Below are 17,000 nucleotides of genomic sequence, written 5' to 3'. Positions count from 1 at the left end.
GTCCATCAGTTGTGGGCGCAGGCACCCGATCTAAAGGGGGAAGCGCCAGACAAAAAAGGAAAATGCCTCGCTGGCCGGCCAAGGACCGGTCGGATCACGCCGCCGCCGGCTCAGCCCTGGGCGCGTTTCTTGGCGCTTTGCTGCTTTTTCGGTTTCGCCCGTTTCACGGTGCCGCCCGGCGTCAGGCGCTGGTTGCCCAGCACACGCAGGGTTTTCACTTCGGGGCGCTGGCCGTAACGCGCGCTGTTCTTCAGCACCTTGACGTCGCGCGGGCCGGGCATGCGGTCCTCGTTGACCTTTTTTTCCTTTTCAGGCATCGGGCGCCACAGCACCAGCAGCTTGCCGATGTGCTGGATGGGCGCGGCCCCGAGTTCGTCGGCCAGAGCCTGGAACATGGCTTCGCGCGCAGGGCGGTCGTCCGACTGCACACGGACCTTGATCAGGCCGTGCGCCTTCAGTGCCAGGTCGATTTCCCTTTTGACAGCGGCCGTCAGGCCGTCCGAGCCGACCATCACGACGGGGTCCAGGTGGTGCGCATCGGCGCGGTGGTCTTTGCGCTGGGCGGGGGTAAGTAGTATTTGAGCCATGCCCTGATTATCCTAGAAGCCGCCGCTGCCGCTGATTTATCGTTGGGGAAACCGCGGCGCCGGAAGGCGGTGAGAGGACAATACAGGCATGAAAGTAAAAACCCAAAGCAAAAAGGTCAACAAAGCGTGGCTGAATGACCACGTCAACGATACCTACGTCAAGTTGGCCAAAAGAGAGGGTTACCGGGCCCGGGCGGCCTACAAGCTCAAGGAAATCGATGACATGCTGGGCCTCATCAAGCCCGGCTACTGTGTGGTGGACCTGGGCAGCGTGCCCGGCGCCTGGAGCCAGTATGCGCGCCGCAAGCTCTCGCCATCGGGCGCGGCGGCCGGCGAACTCAACGGCCGCATCATCGCGCTGGACATCCTGCCGATGGACCCGGTCGAGGGGGTGGTGTTCATCCAGGGGGACTTCCGGGAACCGGAGGTGCTACAGATTCTGGAGCAGACTTTGGCCGCCGACAAGGGCTTTACCAAGGTTGACGTCGTGATTTCCGACATGGCGCCGAATCTGTCGGGCATTGAATCGGCCGATGCCGCCCGCATCGCCCACCTGGTGGAGCTGGCGGTGGATTTTTCCGTGCAGCACCTCAAACCCGAGGGCGCGCTGGTCGTCAAGCTGTTCCATGGCGGCGCCTACAGTCCCCTGGTCAAGCTGTTCAAGGAGACCTTCAAGGTGGTCAAGCCCATCAAGCCCAAGGCCTCGCGCTCGGAGTCGTCGGAAACCTTTCTGGTCGGCATGGGGCTGAAAAACAGGCCGGCCCAAACGGCCTGAGCTTGCTGAAACGCAATAAATACCGCAATCCCGCTTCAAACCAAGGGATGTCCCGGGCTTGTTAAGCGGCTTTTGGCCTTGAAACGCCTAAAATCAGGCGCATGTGCCTTGTGTTCCTCTATCGGAGACATCCTTGAACAATCAGTGGTTTTCAAAAATTGCAATCTGGCTGGTGATCGCCATGGTGCTGTTCACCGTTTTCAAGCAATTTGATACACGCGGTGGCGCCGGTACGAATTACCTTGGCTATTCGGAGTTCCTCGACGAGGTCAAGGGCAAACGCATCAAGTCCGCGACCATCGCGGAGGGCCAGGGCGGCACGGAAATTTCGGCCGTCACGACCGATGACCGCCGCATCCGCACCACGGCCACCTACCTGGACCGCGGTCTGGTCGGCGACCTGATCGCCAACGATGTCAAGTTCGATGTCAAGCCGCGTGAAGAAGGCTCGCTCCTGATGACCCTGCTGGTCAGTTGGGGTCCGATGCTGCTGCTGATCGGTGTCTGGATCTATTTCATGCGGCAAATGCAGGGCGGCGGCAAGGGCGGGGCTTTCAGCTTCGGCAAATCCAAGGCCCGCATGCTCGACGAGTCCACCAATACCGTGACCTTTGCCGACGTTGCCGGCTGCGACGAGGCCAAGGAAGAGGTCAAGGAAGTGGTCGATTTCCTGAAAGACCCGCAAAAATTCCAGAAGCTGGGCGGACGCATTCCGCGCGGCCTGTTGCTGGTCGGCCCACCGGGCACCGGCAAGACCCTGCTCGCCAAAGGCATTGCCGGCGAAGCCAAGGTTCCGTTTTTCTCGATTTCCGGTTCTGACTTCGTCGAGATGTTTGTCGGCGTGGGCGCGGCCCGCGTGCGCGACATGTTCGACAATGCCAAGAAAAACGCACCCTGCATCATCTTCATCGACGAGATCGACGCCGTTGGCCGCCAGCGTGGCGCAGGCCTGGGCGGCGGCAACGACGAGCGTGAGCAGACCCTGAACCAGATGCTGGTCGAGATGGACGGTTTCGAGACCAATGTCGGCGTGATTGTGGTGGCTGCCACCAACCGCCCCGACATCTTGGATTCCGCCTTGCTGCGTCCCGGCCGTTTTGACCGCCAGGTCTATGTGACGCTGCCCGACATCCGTGGCCGCGAGCAGATCCTCAATGTGCACATGCGCAAGGTCCCGCTCGGCCAGGACGTCAATGCCAGCGTGATCGCCCGCGGCACGCCCGGCATGTCCGGCGCCGACCTGGCCAACCTCTGCAACGAAGCCGCCTTGATGGCCGCACGCCGCAATGCGCGCACCGTGGAAATGCAGGACTTCGAAAAAGCCAAGGACAAGATCCTGATGGGCCCCGAGCGCAAGAGCATGGTCATGCCCGAGTCGGAGCGCAGGAACACGGCCTACCACGAGTCGGGCCACGCCCTGCTCGGCAAGCTGCTGCCCAAGTGCGACCCGGTGCACAAGGTCACCATCATTCCGCGCGGCCGCGCGCTGGGCGTCACCATGAGCCTGCCGGCCCAGGACCGCTACAGCTACGACCGCGAGTACATGCTCAGCCAGATCAGCATGCTGTTTGGCGGCCGGATTGCCGAGGAAGTGTTCATGCACCAGATGACCACCGGGGCCAGCAACGACTTTGAACGCGCCACGGCACTGGCCAGGGACATGGTCACGCGTTACGGCATGAGCGAGGCGCTGGGCCCCATGGTTTACGCCGAGAACGAAGGCGAAGTGTTCCTGGGCCGTTCGGTCACCAAAACCAACAACATGAGCGAGTCGACCCTGAAAAAGGTCGACGACGAGGTGCGCCGCATCATTGACCAGCAGTACGCCCAGGCGCGCACGCTGATCGAGGACAACCAGGACAAGATTCACGCGATGGCCAAGGCCTTGCTGGAGTGGGAGACCATTGACGTCGAACAGCTCGACGACATCATGGCCGGCAAGGAGCCGCGTCCACCGAAAGACTGGACACCGCGCAACCCGTCGGTGGGCGGTAGCGGTGGCCCCAGCGGCGGTACGCCGGCGGTCACGACCGACCCGGCACCCACGGTGGCCTGAGCGCCTCCATCCACATGACAACCGGGGCAAGTCCCCGGTTTTTCTTTGGCTCGACAATACCCCATGATCTGGCAAACCTCGCGCTTTCAAATCGACCTGAGCCAGCCCCGCGTGATGGGCATTGTCAACGTCACACCTGATTCATTCTCGGACGGCGGCAAATATTTCTCGGTGGACGGCGCGTCGCGCGCCGCATTTGCGCATTGCGAGCAGCTTGTCAAGGACGGCGCCGACATGCTGGATATCGGCGGGGAGTCCACCCGTCCCGGCGCGCCGCCGGTGCCGCTGGACGAGGAACTCGCGCGTGTGCTGCCGGTCGTGCGCCATGCGGTGACCCTGGGCGTGCCGGTGTCGGTGGACACCTACAAGCCCGAAGTCATGGCCGCGGTGCTGGACCTGGGGGCCGACATCGTCAACGACATCTGGGCGCTGCGCCAGCCTGGCGCAGCCGCCGTCGTGGCCGCGCATCCCGCGTGCGGCGTCTGCCTGATGCACATGCACCGCGAGCCGCAGACCATGCAGGCCGCGCCCATGGAGGGCGACGTGGTGCCGCAGGTGCTGGCTTTTCTGGCCCAGGCCGCAACAGAGCTGCGCGCGCTGGGCGTGGCTGCCGGCCGCATCACTCTGGATCCGGGCATCGGTTTCGGCAAGACCGTGGCCCAGAATTTCGCCTTGCTGGCGCGCCAGCACGAGCTGCTGGCGGCCGGTTACCCGCTGCTGGCCGGCTGGTCGCGCAAGTCCTCACTGGCCGCCGTGAGCAGCAGTTCCCTGGCCCAGGTGGCCCAGCTCGACATCATCGACCGCATGGTGCCCAGCGTCACGGCCGCCGTGCTGGCCGTGGACCGCGGTGCGCGGGTGGTGCGTGTGCACGATGTGTGCGAAACCGTGCAGGCCCTGAAGGTCTGGGTGGCTGCCACGGCGCCGCAGCCTACAAGCGGGCAGGTCGGCGCACCGTAGAATTTCCGCTGGTATTGAAATCGAATCCATAACCACCAGGGACAAACAACAATGACAAGAAAATACTTCGGCACCGACGGCATTCGCGGCACCGTGGGCCAGGCGCCCATCACGCCCGATTTTGTGCTGCGCCTGGCGCATGCGGTCGGCCGCGTGCTGAAAAAGACCGAGGCCCGACCCACCGTGCTGATTGGCAAGGACACCCGCATTTCCGGCTACATGCTCGAAAGTGCGCTGGAGTCGGGTTTCAACTCCGCCGGCGTCGATGTGGTGCTGCTCGGGCCCTTGCCGACACCGGGCGTGGCCTACCTCACGCGCACGCAGCGCGCCAGCCTGGGCGTGGTGATCAGTGCCAGCCACAACCCCTTTCCCGACAACGGCATCAAGTTTTTCAGCGCCCAGGGCGCCAAGCTGCCGGACGCGTGGGAAGAGGAAGTCGAAGCCGTGCTGGAAGAAGCGCCGGTGTGGGCGGACTCGCCCAATCTCGGCAAGACGCGCCGGCTCGACGACGCCGCCGGCCGCTACATCGAGTTCTGCAAAAGCACCTTTGCCAATGACCTGACGCTCAAGGGCATGAAGATCGTCGTCGATGCGGCGCACGGTGCGGCCTACCACATTGCACCGGAAGTCTTTCATGAGCTGGGGGCCGAGGTCATTGCCATCGGCTGCGCGCCCGACGGCATGAACATCAACCACGAGGTCGGCGCGACCCATCCCGAGGCGCTGATCAAGGCTGTCAAGGCCTATGGGGCGGATTACGGTGTGGCGCTGGACGGCGACGCCGACCGGCTGCAACTGGTGGACGCCCAGGGTCGCCTTTTCAATGGCGACGAAGTGCTGTACCTGATGGTGGCCGAACGCCTGGCGCGCGGCGAGAACGTGCCTGGCGCGGTCGGTACCCTGATGACCAACATGGCCGTCGAAGTGGCGCTGAAGGCCCGGGGCGTCGAGTTTGTGCGCGCCAAGGTCGGTGACCGCTATGTGCTGGAAGAGCTTGAAAAACACGGCTGGCTGCTCGGCGGCGAAGGCTCCGGCCACCTGCTGGCACTGGACAAACACAGCACCGGTGACGGCCTGATCAGCGCGCTGCAGGTTTTGCAGGCCTGTGTGCGCAGCGGCAAGTCGCTGGCCCAGCTGTTGTCCGATGTGACGCTGTTTCCCCAGACCCTGATCAACGTGCGCTTGCAGCCCGGCCAGGACTGGAAAAGCAGCGCGGCGCTGGCAGACATGAGCCGCACCGTCGAAGCCGAACTCGGCGACAGCGGCCGGCTGCTGATCCGCGCCAGCGGCACCGAGCCGCTGCTGCGTGTCATGGTAGAGGCGCGCGACGCAGCGCAGGCCCTGGCCTGTGCCGAGCGCGTGGCGGACACGATCAGGCGCTGACGCCGTTTTTTCTTTGAATGAATAGTGCCTCTGGCCCAGAGTGGACGGGCGCGAGCAGCTATCAAAAAAAGAGCGTCTGTGCGGGGTGGCATTGGCAGCGCGCCCATGCTCTCTGGCGGATGAATTCATGACGTGGATCAAGTTTTTTCAGGCAGGTTTGCGTAAGCTTGCACATTACCTGAGGAGACTTGAACATGCCGAATCTTGAATGGTCTGACGCGCTCGCGCTCGACCTGCCCGCGATGGATGACACCCACCGGGAATTTGTCGACCTGCTGGCGCAGGTGGAAAACGCCGCAGACCACGCGCTGCTGGCCCACTGGCGCGTCTTGCTGGACCACACCGATGAACATTTCAGCCGGGAAGACCGCTGGATGCAGGACACGCGGTTTTCATCGTCCAACTGCCACAGCGTGCAGCACAAGGTGGTCCTGCAGGTCATGCGTGAAGGCCTGACCGGCGGCGAAGCCGGCAACCTGAAAATGCTGCGCGACATGGCGCGTGAACTCGCGCTCTGGTTTCCCCAGCATGCCCAGACCATGGATGCCGCGCTGGCCCTGCATTTGCGCGGCATCGGTTACGACCCGGTCACCGGCGTGGTGGCCATGCCTGCGGCCTTGCCCAGGGACATCATTCACGGTTGCGGCGGCGCCAGCTGCACCGATACCCAGGCGCCCGCAGCCACCGCGCAGGCGGCATGAGTACGGCGCCAGCCGTTGTGGCCGGCGCCATGGGTGTGCCACACCACCGCCTGCACGAGGATGTGCAGGCCCTGACCACGGGCACCCTGTTTGTGGCGCTGGGCGTGGTCATGTTCGGTCATGCCGGACTGTTGACGGGTGGCACGGCCGGCATCGCTTTCCTGATTCACTACGCCACCGGCCTGAGTTTCAGCCTCGCGTTTTTTATGGTGAACCTGCCCTTTTATTTCTTTGCCTGGCGGCGCATGGGGCTGGCCTTCACCCTCAAGACCTTTGCGGCCGTGGGCCTGCTGTCGCTGTTCACTTGGGTCCTGCCGCAGGGGCTGGCCTTCGGCTACCTGTCACCCGCGCTGGCGGCGGTGCTCGGTGGCCTGCTCTGCGGCGCAGGCATGCTCATCGTGTTTCGCCATGGCGCCAGTCTGGGCGGGCTGAACATCGTGGTGCTTTATCTGCAGGATCGCCTGGGCTGGCGCGCCGGCAAGGTGCAGATGGCCATGGACGGCCTGATCGTGCTGGGTGCGCTGTGGGTGACCGACTGGCAGCGGGTCGCGCTGTCGGTGTTGGGCGCGGTGGTGCTGAACCTGGCCCTGGCCATCAACCACCGGCCCGGCCGCTACATGGCGATGTAGCGGCTTTTCTTCAGGGCCGGACCTCGGCCCCAAGGTCTATTTACCGGCGCGTTTGGCGTCCTGATCCATCTTGCCCATGAACAGCATGAAGAAAAACACGCCCATGCCAATCATGAAGGCAATGCCGATGACGCTCATGAGGCCATAGTCGGTGGAGAACAGGTCAGTCAACAGTTTCATGGTGGTCGCTCCTTGGTAAGGCTTCCACTATGGCCTGTCTGCCTGAAACACATACTGATGCAGGTCAACAATGTATGCCTGAAGCCGCCCTCCGGGCCTGGGAACCGGGTTGATTTGTACAAGATTCAGGGCTGCAGCCCAATGAATACGTGCGCTGGGCGCTACTGAAAACGAAGCATGGCCGGATCGCTCAGGGCGACGGCTCCGCCTGCCAGCCGCCGCCCAGCGACTGGATCAGCGCCACCGCTGTGGTCTGGCGGTCCGCCATGGCCTGCACCAGCGCGCGGCGCGCGCTCAATGCGGTGGCCTGCGCTGCAATGACTTCGGTGTAGCCGACCTGGCCGCTGCGGTAGCGGTTGAGCACCTGCTGCTCGACCTGGTCGGCCGATGCGGAGGCCTGGCGGCGCAGCTCCTGCTGGGTGAGCAGCACGCGGGTGGCGGCCAGCTGGTCCTCGACATCCTGGAAGGCTGCCAGCACGGTTTGCCGGTAACGTGCCACGGTTTGTGCATGGGCCGCTTCGCTGCCTTCCACGCGGGCACCGGTGGCACCGGCATTGAACAGCACCTGTGCGGCCGACAGGCCCAGCGACCAGACCGTGCTGGACGCGCTGAACAGGTCCGCCACCCGGCTGGCGCCGAAGCCATAGGAGGCACTGAGGGACAGATTGGGGTAATACGCGCTTTTGGCGATGCCGATCTGCTCGTTGGCCGCCGCCACGCGACGTTCGGCCGCGGCGATGTCGGGCCGGCGCTGCAGCAGCGTTGACGGCACACCCACCGGAACCTCGGGCACGGAAGGTTTCCACGCCGCCCGGGCGAGCGAGAAATTGCCCGGCGCCTCGCCGATCAGCACCGCTATCGCATGCTCCAGCTGCGCACGCTGCCGCACCAGGCCAGCATCGTCAGCCTGGGCGTTGGCCAGCTGGGTTTGCGCCTGCAGCACATCGGTCTTACCGACAATGCCGGCGTTGTAGCGGTTCTGTGCAATTTCCAGTGCGCGTTGGTAGCCGGTGAGGGTGTCCTCGAGCAGGCCTTTTTGCGCGTCCAGCTGGCGCAGTGAAAAGTAGTTGATGGCCAGCTCGCCTTGCGCCGACAGTTTGGCCGAGGCCAGGTCGGCGGCGCTGGCCTGGGCGCCCGCGGTGGCACCATCGACCGCGCGGCCGAGCCGGCCCCAGACGTCGGGCTCCCAGCTGCCGCCTATGCTGAGCTGGTAGTTGTTGCCGGTGCGCCCGCCCGAGCTGCCTGTCGTGCTTGTGCTGCTACTGCTGCCACCGCTGCCACCGCTGCCGGAGCGGGTGGCACCGCCGCCCAGCGTGACCGCAGGAAAGAGGGAAGCGCGCTGCTCGCGCACCAGCGCACGCGCCTGGGCGTAGGCGGCCACGGCGGCGGCCACATTCTGGTTGGATACCTCCACCCGCGCGGCCAGCCGGTCGAGCACCGGGTCGCCGAACAGCGACCACCAGGGGCCGCGTTCCAGCGCATCGGCCGGTGCAGCGGGCACCCAGCCTTCGGCTTCCTTGTAGCTGCTGACCTCTGGCGTGAGCGGCCGCTGGTAGGTGGGGCCAACGGCGCAGCCGCCGAGCAGAATAACAAGCGCGGCGGCGATGGGGTAAAGCGTGAGTCTGGATCGCATGGCGGGCCTCATTGCAGTTGCAGCGCCGCACCGGGTAGTGGCGCGCTGGCATCATCGGGATGACGGCTCAGGTGGCGCTCGGACGGGCTGCGGCGGCGCAGCTTGTCGAGCAGGATGTAAACCACCGGCGTGGTCAGCAGCGTGAGCAGCTGGCTGGCAATCAGGCCGCCGATGATGGAGATGCCCAGCGGCCGGCGCAACTCGGCACCTTCGCCAAAACCAATGGCCAGCGGCAACGCGCCCAGGATGGCGGCCAGCGTGGTCATCAGGATGGGCCGGAAGCGCAGCAGGCAGGCCTCGCGCACCGCCTCGACGGCCGACAGGCCGCGTGAACGCTCGGCCTCGATCGCGAAGTCGATGATCAGGATGGCGTTTTTCTTGACGATGCCGATCAACAGGAACACGCCGATCAGCGCGATGATGGAAAACTCCATCTTGAACAGCATCAGCGCCAGCACCGCCCCCACGCCGGCCGAGGGCAGGGTGGACAGCACCGTGATCGGATGCACCAGGCTTTCGTAGAGGATGCCCAGCACGATGTAGATCACGATCAGCGCCGCCAGGATCAGCAGGGGCTGCTCGTTTTGCGATTGCTGGGCGCTGAGCGCCGTTCCTGAAAAACTGCCGCGCACATTGCTGGGCAGGCGGATCTCGGCCTCGGCCTGTTTGACGGCGTCCTGCCCGGCGCTGAGCGGGATGCCCTCGGCCAGGTTGAAAGACACCGTGGTCGAAAGCTCGCCGTCTTCATGGCTGATCGATGCAGCCGTCGGGTTTTCGCTGAAGCTGGCGATTGCGGACAGCGGCACCATGGTGGTGACCGCTGCGCTCAGCGCCTGGCCAGAGGAGGGGTCGCGCAGCGCCGGGTTGGCGACGCTGGTGCTGGTGGACGGGGTTGCAGCGGCCAGGGTCGTGCCGCTACCGCCGCGTGCGGGAACATAAATGTCTTTCAGCGATTCCGGGCTCTGGATGTAACGCGGCGCCACGCCCATGATGACCTTGTACTGGTTCAGGTCGGCATAAATCGTGGCGACCTGGCGCTGGCCGAAGCCGTTGTACAGCGCGTTGTCCACATCGCGCGAACTGATGCCCAGCCGCGCCGCGCTGTCCTTGTCCACGGTGACCATGGTCTCCACGCCGTTTTCCTGCTGGTCGGTGTCCACGTCGGTCAGCGCCGGTTGCAGTTTCATCTGGTCGGCCAGGCGCACGGCCCAGATTTTCAGGTCGTTGTTGTTGTCACTCTTCAGGGTGTACTGGTAGGTGGAGTTGCTGGCCCGCCCGCCCCCGCGCAGGTCCTGCACCGGGTTGAGGAAGATGCTGATGCCGGTGATCTGCGCCAGTTGCGGACGCAGCCGGGTGATCACCGCCTGGCCCTTGTCCGTGCGCTGATTCACCGGCTTGAGGTTGATGAACATGAAGCCGCCGCCGGCGCGCGAGCCGCCGGTAAAACCGACCACGGTATCGACCGCCGGGTCGGCCCGGATGATGTCCACGATGGCCTTGAGCTTGCTCTGCATGGCCTGGAAGGAAATGCTGCGGTCCGCGCGTATGCCGCCGCTGATCTGCCCGCTGTCCTGCTGAGGAAAGTAGCCCTTGGGGATGGCGACGAACAGATAGACATTGAGCGCAATGACGGCCAGCAGGCTCAGCATCACGATCACTCGGCTGGCCAGCGCCCAGTCGAGGCTGATTTCGTAGCCGCGGTGCAGGCGCCTGAACGCCGCCTCGAACCAGCGCGCCACCCGCCCTGGCGGCTTGGTGTGGGCGTCGGGCTTGAGCAGCCAGGCGCACATCATGGGGGTGGTGGTCAGCGAGATCAGCAGCGAGATCAGCACCGCCGCCGACAGCGTGACCGCAAACTCCCGGAACAGCCGGCCGGTTTGCCCGCCCATGAACAGCAGGGGAATGAACACCGCCACCAGTGACAGGCTGATGGACAGCACGGTGAAGCCCACCTCGCGCGCGCCGAGAAGGGCTGCCTTGAAGCGGTCCATGCCGGCCTCGATGTGCCGGCTGGTGTTTTCCAGCACCACGATGGCGTCGTCCACCACAAAACCGGTGGCCACGGTGAGCGCCATCAGGCTCAGGTTGTTCAGGCTGAAGCCCAGGAAATACATCACGCCGAAGGTGCCCAGCAGCGACACCACGGTGGCCACGGCCGGAATCAGGGTGGCGCGCGCGCTGCGTAAAAACGCGCTGACCACCAGCACCACCAGCGCGATCGAGATCAGCAGCGTGATCTCGATCTCCTTGAGCGAGGCACGGATCGAGTTGGTGCGGTCCGAGGCGATGTGCAGCACCACGTCCTGGGGCAACTGGGCCTGCAGCTCGGGCAGCAGGGCGCGCACGCCGTCCACCGTGGCGATCACGTTGGCATCGGGCTGGCGCGTGACCAGCACGATCACGGCCGGCTCGCCATTGAACAGGCCCAGGGTGTTGATGTTTTCCACGCCATCGACCACCTCGGCCACGTCGCGCAGGCGGATCGCCGCATTGTTGCGCCAGGCCACCACCAGATCGCGGTAGTCGGCCGCCTTGCGCCCGCCGCTGGCCGTGCTGGCACCCGAATAGATCTGCAGGCGCTGGCCGTTGCCTTCAATCGCGCCCTTGGGCCGGTTGGCGTTGGACGCTTGCAGGGCGGCGCGCACATCTTCCATGCTGACGCCGTAACGGTTCAGTGCAAACGGCAGCAGGTCCACCCGCACCGCAGGCAGCGAGCCGCCGCCGAGCTCGACGTCGCCGACGCCCGGCACCTGCGCAATTTTCTGCTGCACGAGGTTGGAGACTTCGTCGTAGATCTGGCCGGGCGCGCGGGTTTTGGACGTCAGCGCCAGGATGAGGACCGGAGCCGACGCCGGGTTCGCCTTGCGGTAGGTCGGGTTGCTGCGCAAGGTGGCGGGCAGGTCGGCACGTGATGCGTTGATGGCGGCTTGCACTTCGCGCGCCGCTGCGTCGATCTTGCGGTTCAGGTCGAACTGCAGGCTGATGCGGGTCGAGCCCGTGCCGCTGCTGGACGTCATTTCATTGACCCCCGCAATCGTGCCCAGGCGCCGCTCCAGCGGCGTCGCCACACTGCTGGCCATGGTGGACGGGCTGGCGCCGGGCAGCGAGGCACTGACCGAGATCGTCGGGAAATCGACCTGCGGCAGTGGCGAGACCGGCAGCACGAAAAACGCGCCTATGCCGGCGAGGGCCAGGCCGATGGTCAGCAGCACTGTGGCTACCGGGCGGCGGACGAAGGGTTCGGAGAGGTTCACTTGCCGGTTCCTCGTGTCGCCGGCAGGGCGGTTGCGCATTGAGCCAGTTTCAGTGGCGATGCACAAGCTGGTTGGCCGGGAGGTGTCCCTTCAACCGTTCGGGCTGAGCCTGTCGAAGCCGTCTTCCCTTCCTGCGTTGGAGGTGTGCCCACTAGCCGGGGGTTGCCCGGCGGCAACTCACTTTTCTTTTGCGTCGCCAAAAGAAAAGTAAGCAAAAGAAAAGGCGACCCTGCTGTCTGCGACCCCTGCGCTACGCTCCGGGGCAACCTGCGGTGCTCGGTCCAGCCGGGGCCGGGCTCGAACTCGCTACGCTCAGACAATCGCCCGTCCTTATCCGTCTGGCCCTCCGCTCCTCGGCGCAGCCAGAAGGTGTAAGCGGCCGCGTGGCGCTGAACTTGCGGACGCATGATCCTGAATTTTGGCTTTCGCGTCCAATTTGTAACACTGCGTCCGAAATCTTGAAATAAAAAGCCCCTCTATGGGGCCTTAAAAGCACACTAAAACCTGTGTTTATCGCCCCGCCAAGCCGGAAAACGACCTCTCAGATCGGCCTAGGAGCCGCGATCAGCGGAGTGGCAAGGGGTTGGCCTCAGCCAGCCCGGGCAGATCGCCGTAGGACCAGCGGGGAATTCTAAGGCTAGAAGCGGTGGATCTGCCGCTCGGCCTCGGTGAGCGCGTCCAGCATGCCGAGGCCTTGGATCAGCTGCCCGCATAGGCCGTCCAGATCGCCGACATAGCCCCAGTTGGTTTGGTGAGCCTTGGCTTTGCCGGCATGCTCATCAACCGCTCTGGCCAGCCTGGCCAAAAGCGCCTTTGCTGCGGCCTGGTGGTCAGCGTATGCCGCCTCCGCCGTCTTCATACCGCATCGCCCGCAGCGGCGTGCCTGCCGGCAGCGTAAGCCGCCTGCAGGGCCTTTTCAATCGACCAGACCGCGAGGTCATGAAAATCCAGGCTGTCGCTCCTGCGGGCAATCAGGGTTTCGAGGCCGAGTTGTTCGCGGGCGATGCGCTCAAGAAGGTCAGCGGGCGCGGTGGCCAGGGCGGTGAGGGGCGGTTTGTTCATGCGCCCAGTAACGCTCTGTTCGGCCCAGCCAGCAAGCGGTTCCTGCATGCCAGACAACGATGGTCTGGCATTCTCAAGCACCTGGCTTGAAGTTGCAGATGATCAGCTCGCCCCTGGGCTCCCGGCCGCGCCCTGAAGCGCCCACCGAGTAGCTGATGCTGACCCGCTTCATGCTGTGCCCCTTGAACGCCTTGCGCATCTCGGGGATGTCGTTCACGCTGACCACGGCCTTGCCCTTCATGGAGCCCATCAGCTCGGCCATCAGGTCGTACTGTTCAAGCCCAAACGCCACGCCGTAGCCCTCGGTGCCCCAGTAGGGCGGATCTAAATAAAAAAGGCTGTGTGGGCGGTCGTAGCGGGCCACGCAGGCCGACCACTCCAGGCGCTCGATAAACACCTGGTGCAGCCGGAGGTGGACGGCGCTGAGCTGTTCCTCCAGGCGCAGCAGGTTCAGACGGCCGGGGCTGGTGGTCGCTGTGCCGAAGGTCTGGCCCTGCACCTTGCCGCCGAAGCCGTTCTTCTGCAGGTAAAAAAACCGAGCAGCGCGCTGGATGTCGGTCAGCGTATCGGGCGGGGTGATCTGGAGCCACTTGTAAATCTCGCGGCTGGTCAAAGCCCATTTAAAGTGCCTTACAAACTCTTCCAAATGATGTTGGACCACCCGGTAAAGGGTGACCAGATCACCGTTGATATCGTTGAGCACCTCTACCTTGACCGGCGCCTTCAAAAAGAAGAGCGCTGCGGCACCGCAGAAGGGCTCAACGTAGCAGGAATGATCCGGAAACAGCGGAAGGATGTGCGGGGCCAGGCGGCGCTTGCCGCCCACCCACTGCACCATCGGTGCCGCCTGGACCGTGTCCTGCTCGCCTGAATTGTTAAAGAGCTTTGGCCGCTCCCGTTTTGTCGTCATCTTTGGTTCCGTTTTCAGATGACGCTCGGCGGCGTGCTGGTGTGGTGCTCGGGCTGCTGTGATCAGCTGCGCTGGCACTCAAGTCATTCAGCGTTTTGCAACGCTGGCATTTAATTCTCAGCCTGGTGAACAAGCCTTCGCCGAGCTTTCGCTCGCATTGGCCGCACCTGATGTCTTTCAGTTCTTGTCGCATGGCATCGCCGTTATGATGGCCCGGCCTGTACAGGTGGCAGGGTCTTCGGTCAATACCGTGCTCGCTCACGGTGGAGGCGGGGGCTTGAGGTGTTAGTGCACCGCAGGCCTTCGCCCTGTCTTTTTTTAAGCCGGGGCCAGCACCTCCTGGTGTGCATAGGTCAACGCGGCATGGAAGGAATTGGGGCCAAAGCGCCAGGGCTCTGGCAAGCCTAGCGAAGCGCCGACTGATTCATTGCAAAACCAGTGGTCTGGTCGCTCGGCCCAAGGTCCCCAAACAAAACCCACCAAGCCGGCCACGTCATATTTCTCGCCTAGGTGTTCAACGAACCAACGCTTGGCTGCGCAGGCCTGCTGCAACGTGACCTCGATGGTGACCAGATCCCAATGGGCTGGGTCCAGCACGATCAGCTTGCGGCGCACGCCGCCATCGATGAACGATGACGAATAGCAGATCGCCTTGTCGCCCTCGTAGCCCGTGATCAGCTCGCAGTGCGAATACGGACCGCGCTCCCACCAGGACACTGCGCGGTTGAATAGCCGGCCGGTGCCTTTGTAGAACGCGACCTGTAGCTGCATGGATTCAGAGAGTTGCGGCGATCACCATCGCTTGAGCGACGATGTCGTCATGCAGTGCCTGGGCTGCAGCCGCGTCAGCAGCGGCGGCGATGCCGTATTTACGCATGCGCTGGGCGGCGAGCAGCTCCAGAGCGCCTCGCAGTTGGTCGGCCTGCTGGATGATCAGATCGGCAGCGACCTGGCTGGTCAGACCGGCATTTGTCGCAAACGCAGTCACCCACGAACCCGCATCCCCGGCATAGCCGCCCGCCTTGAAGGCGCGCGCAGCATCCTCGCGCTTCGTGTACTCCGACTCGAAGCGCGTGAAGCGGCTATAAATACCGCTGATCGCGCCGTCTACAAGAGCCACCAGTTCGGCCTTGACATCCGCCAGGGCGGGCGGCGGCTTGGCTGGCGTCGAGCCTTCAGGCGGCGCCACGCCAAGCGCTTCGACCCGACCTTCGACACCGTTCAGCCAGTAAGACACGCCCCGATAGTTCGGGGTGATGGCCCACTCGCCATTGACAAAAACCGCCGCTTCATGCGCGCCAGTAGCTGGAGGCGGTAGCGAGGCGGAACACACCGGTGTGATAAACGTGCCTGGCTCCAGCGGGCTTTCCTGGGCGTCATACCGGCCAGCGAACTCGCCTGTGTTTTTGTCGTACAAATAAACTGTTTTTGAGAGGTGCCCGGACCGGTGCCGCCGTTGTTGCCCGCCATGCTATTCACGCCGGTTGTGTGAACGTGGGCGATCACAGCACCAACAGACTGCGTACCAACATTGGAGTTGGCTTGGAGCAGCGAGTAGTCTGCCGGTAACCACGGGATGCCAAAGGTTGTCGCCCCATCACCAACACCCCACGTGGTCCCAATGGCTGCAAACAGTCTGGCGTAAGTTGTCCGTGAGACATTGGTGACAGATGTTGGGCAAACCAGCGATCCGGCTGGAGCCGTAGTACCGGCGTGCAGAAAGATGTCGCCCGGCGATCTCCCGGTGTTGGACGCGACAGTGAGCCACTTGCTTGTGGTATCGCCTTTGATAGAGCGGGTATCACCTTGCCCCAGCAGCGTAAAACCTGTCGATCCACCAATGAATGTGTCGGCTCCGGCTCGGCTGACGGCGGCTGTGTTGCCAGTGGCGTCGATCCGGACAAAATTGAAAGTCACTGGCAACGCTGTAACGACGTTAACAGCCGGCAGGGTCGCTGCGATATTGCCAGCGGTGGCGTCCATGATCACCAGCCCGGCGTTGTCAGCGGTCAGAGCGTAGGGGCTGTTAGCTACATTGACGACGGTCATGTTGCCGCCAGCGATGCGCCTGATCGACTGCGCCACCTGCGACAGCGAGGCTCCCGATGGGACCAAGCCTCCGGCCTTTATAGCGTTGATGTGCTCCTGTTGCACAGCGTCCGACCAATCGGGCGTGTAGAAAGTGGCAGGCTCGCCGCCAGTAGGGTTGCCGGCAGAAAAGCCATGCGCACCGGGCCCGAACTTGTCTACCTGTTTGTTGCTGCTCTGGATGTAGTCCACTTAATTCTCCGTTTTCAAGGTCAAGGCGCGTAGCCGAAAATTGCCACCGTGTGGGCTGGCTTGCGGCGATTGATCACGCACTCAAGTTGCGTGTTGCCCCAGCTGCGAAGCTGGCTGTCGCATGGATCGGTGCATGTGGCTGTGCGGATGGCTGTGCTTACCGGGACGTTCAAGCGCCAGACGCCAATGAAGTCCTCACCATTGACCGGGCTGTCACACGGATCCGTGCAGGACATCGGCCCCAGCTCGGTGATCGTGCAGCCCGGATAGCCCAGATCTGCCGCCTGCTCAATCAGGAATGGCCTGGACAAATTCCCTCGGCCGTAGATGCGACCGGACAGACTCTTTCGCCGCGCATCGATAGAGGCTCCAAGGCCGCCCACGCAGTCATCTGGCAGGTTGTAGTTGCGCTCCCAGTCCACCAGCGCAACGGAAGCCATCTCCGGCTGGTGCTCCAGGCGCACGACGTCGGCAGACGTGATCGCATCGTCCAAAATCGCCGCGGCCGCCGTCGCCTCAGCCTGCACGCCGGGGGCTTGGCGGTCATACGCCAGCGGGGGTAAGCAAGCAATAAGGGCGTCGCGCGTGTTCAT

General features: G+C 63.9%; 18 protein-coding genes. 6 read left to right on the top strand and 12 right to left on the bottom strand.

The window, feature by feature from the left end; genetic code table 11:
* Positions 1 to 110 precede the first annotated feature (110 nt).
* Positions 111 to 587: a YhbY family RNA-binding protein gene (locus B7X65_RS15560; protein WP_293595209.1), complete on the bottom strand. Its 477-nt coding sequence runs from the start codon at positions 585 to 587 to the stop codon at positions 111 to 113.
* 88 nt (positions 588 to 675) lie between these two features.
* Here B7X65_RS15560 and B7X65_RS15555 point away from each other — a divergent pair, with 88 nt between their 5' ends.
* The 6 genes from B7X65_RS15555 to B7X65_RS15530 all read left to right on the top strand — a co-directional run bounded on the left by B7X65_RS15555 (position 676) and on the right by B7X65_RS15530 (position 7,088).
* The gene (locus B7X65_RS15555; protein WP_293595208.1) at positions 676 to 1,362 is read left to right on the top strand and encodes an RlmE family RNA methyltransferase; all 687 of its coding nucleotides are present in this window, start codon (positions 676 to 678) and stop codon (positions 1,360 to 1,362) included.
* A 133-nt stretch (positions 1,363 to 1,495) separates the two neighbouring features.
* Entirely contained in the window at positions 1,496 to 3,418 is a 1,923-nt protein-coding gene (gene ftsH, locus B7X65_RS15550; RefSeq protein WP_293595207.1) for an ATP-dependent zinc metalloprotease FtsH, read from the top strand.
* 63 nt (positions 3,419 to 3,481) lie between these two features.
* A complete protein-coding gene (gene folP, locus B7X65_RS15545; RefSeq protein ID WP_293595206.1) occupies positions 3,482 to 4,375 on the top strand; it encodes a dihydropteroate synthase in 894 nt (297 codons plus the stop codon).
* Between the two features lie 51 nt (positions 4,376 to 4,426).
* Complete coding sequence (gene glmM / locus B7X65_RS15540) at positions 4,427 to 5,758, top strand: phosphoglucosamine mutase (RefSeq protein WP_293595205.1); 1,332 nt, start codon at positions 4,427 to 4,429, stop codon at positions 5,756 to 5,758.
* Between the two features lie 194 nt (positions 5,759 to 5,952).
* Complete coding sequence (locus tag B7X65_RS15535) at positions 5,953 to 6,459, top strand: hemerythrin domain-containing protein (protein WP_293595204.1); 507 nt, start codon at positions 5,953 to 5,955, stop codon at positions 6,457 to 6,459.
* Positions 6,456 to 7,088, top strand: a complete 633-nt coding sequence (locus tag B7X65_RS15530) for a YitT family protein (protein WP_293595203.1) — start codon at positions 6,456 to 6,458, stop codon at positions 7,086 to 7,088. The genes B7X65_RS15535 and B7X65_RS15530 overlap by 4 nt, the downstream gene beginning before the upstream one ends.
* A 36-nt stretch (positions 7,089 to 7,124) precedes the next feature.
* On the opposite strand, the gene B7X65_RS15525 is transcribed toward B7X65_RS15530, so the two are convergent.
* From B7X65_RS15525 to B7X65_RS15475, 11 genes are all read right to left on the bottom strand, one after another.
* Positions 7,125 to 7,268: a DUF3149 domain-containing protein gene (locus B7X65_RS15525; RefSeq protein ID WP_293595202.1), complete on the bottom strand. Its 144-nt coding sequence runs from the start codon at positions 7,266 to 7,268 to the stop codon at positions 7,125 to 7,127.
* A gap of 190 nt (positions 7,269 to 7,458) precedes the next feature.
* Entirely contained in the window at positions 7,459 to 8,901 is a 1,443-nt protein-coding gene (locus tag B7X65_RS15520; protein WP_293595201.1) for an efflux transporter outer membrane subunit, read from the bottom strand.
* A gap of 8 nt (positions 8,902 to 8,909) precedes the next feature.
* Positions 8,910 to 12,155 carry an efflux RND transporter permease subunit gene (locus B7X65_RS15515; protein ID WP_293595200.1) on the bottom strand — a complete coding sequence of 1,082 codons (3,246 nt, stop codon included), beginning with the start codon at positions 12,153 to 12,155 and terminating at the stop codon, positions 8,910 to 8,912.
* A gap of 637 nt (positions 12,156 to 12,792) precedes the next feature.
* Positions 12,793 to 13,014, bottom strand: a complete 222-nt coding sequence (locus B7X65_RS15510) for a hypothetical protein (protein ID WP_293595199.1) — start codon at positions 13,012 to 13,014, stop codon at positions 12,793 to 12,795.
* The gene (locus tag B7X65_RS15505; RefSeq protein ID WP_293595198.1) at positions 13,011 to 13,217 is read right to left on the bottom strand and encodes a hypothetical protein; all 207 of its coding nucleotides are present in this window, start codon (positions 13,215 to 13,217) and stop codon (positions 13,011 to 13,013) included. Before B7X65_RS15505 ends, B7X65_RS15510 begins: the two co-directional genes overlap by 4 nt.
* Positions 13,218 to 13,290: 73 nt before the next feature.
* A complete protein-coding gene (locus B7X65_RS15500; RefSeq protein ID WP_293595289.1) occupies positions 13,291 to 14,055 on the bottom strand; it encodes a DNA adenine methylase in 765 nt (254 codons plus the stop codon).
* A 37-nt stretch (positions 14,056 to 14,092) separates the two neighbouring features.
* On the bottom strand, positions 14,093 to 14,320 hold the full coding sequence (locus tag B7X65_RS15495) for a Com family DNA-binding transcriptional regulator (RefSeq protein ID WP_293595197.1): 228 nt from the start codon (positions 14,318 to 14,320) through the stop codon (positions 14,093 to 14,095).
* Positions 14,321 to 14,445: 125 nt separating this feature from the next.
* Complete coding sequence (locus B7X65_RS15490; protein WP_293595196.1) at positions 14,446 to 14,898, bottom strand: hypothetical protein; 453 nt, start codon at positions 14,896 to 14,898, stop codon at positions 14,446 to 14,448.
* Positions 14,899 to 14,902: 4 nt separating this feature from the next.
* Complete coding sequence (locus tag B7X65_RS15485; RefSeq protein ID WP_293595195.1) at positions 14,903 to 15,364, bottom strand: hypothetical protein; 462 nt, start codon at positions 15,362 to 15,364, stop codon at positions 14,903 to 14,905.
* Positions 15,349 to 16,407 (bottom strand): phage tail protein, encoded by a 1,059-nt coding sequence (locus tag B7X65_RS15480; RefSeq protein WP_293595194.1) that lies wholly within the window; start codon positions 16,405 to 16,407, stop codon positions 15,349 to 15,351. Before B7X65_RS15480 ends, B7X65_RS15485 begins: the two co-directional genes overlap by 16 nt.
* A gap of 20 nt (positions 16,408 to 16,427) precedes the next feature.
* Complete coding sequence (locus B7X65_RS15475; protein ID WP_293595193.1) at positions 16,428 to 17,000, bottom strand: putative phage tail protein; 573 nt, start codon at positions 16,998 to 17,000, stop codon at positions 16,428 to 16,430.

Origin of the sequence: Polaromonas sp. 39-63-25 (assembly GCF_002278925.1) — a bacterium.
GTDB lineage: Bacteria > Pseudomonadota > Gammaproteobacteria > Burkholderiales > Burkholderiaceae_C > Polaromonas.
The sequence above is the reverse complement of the archived record's forward strand: the minus strand, read 5'-3'. Positions and strand labels throughout refer to the sequence as shown.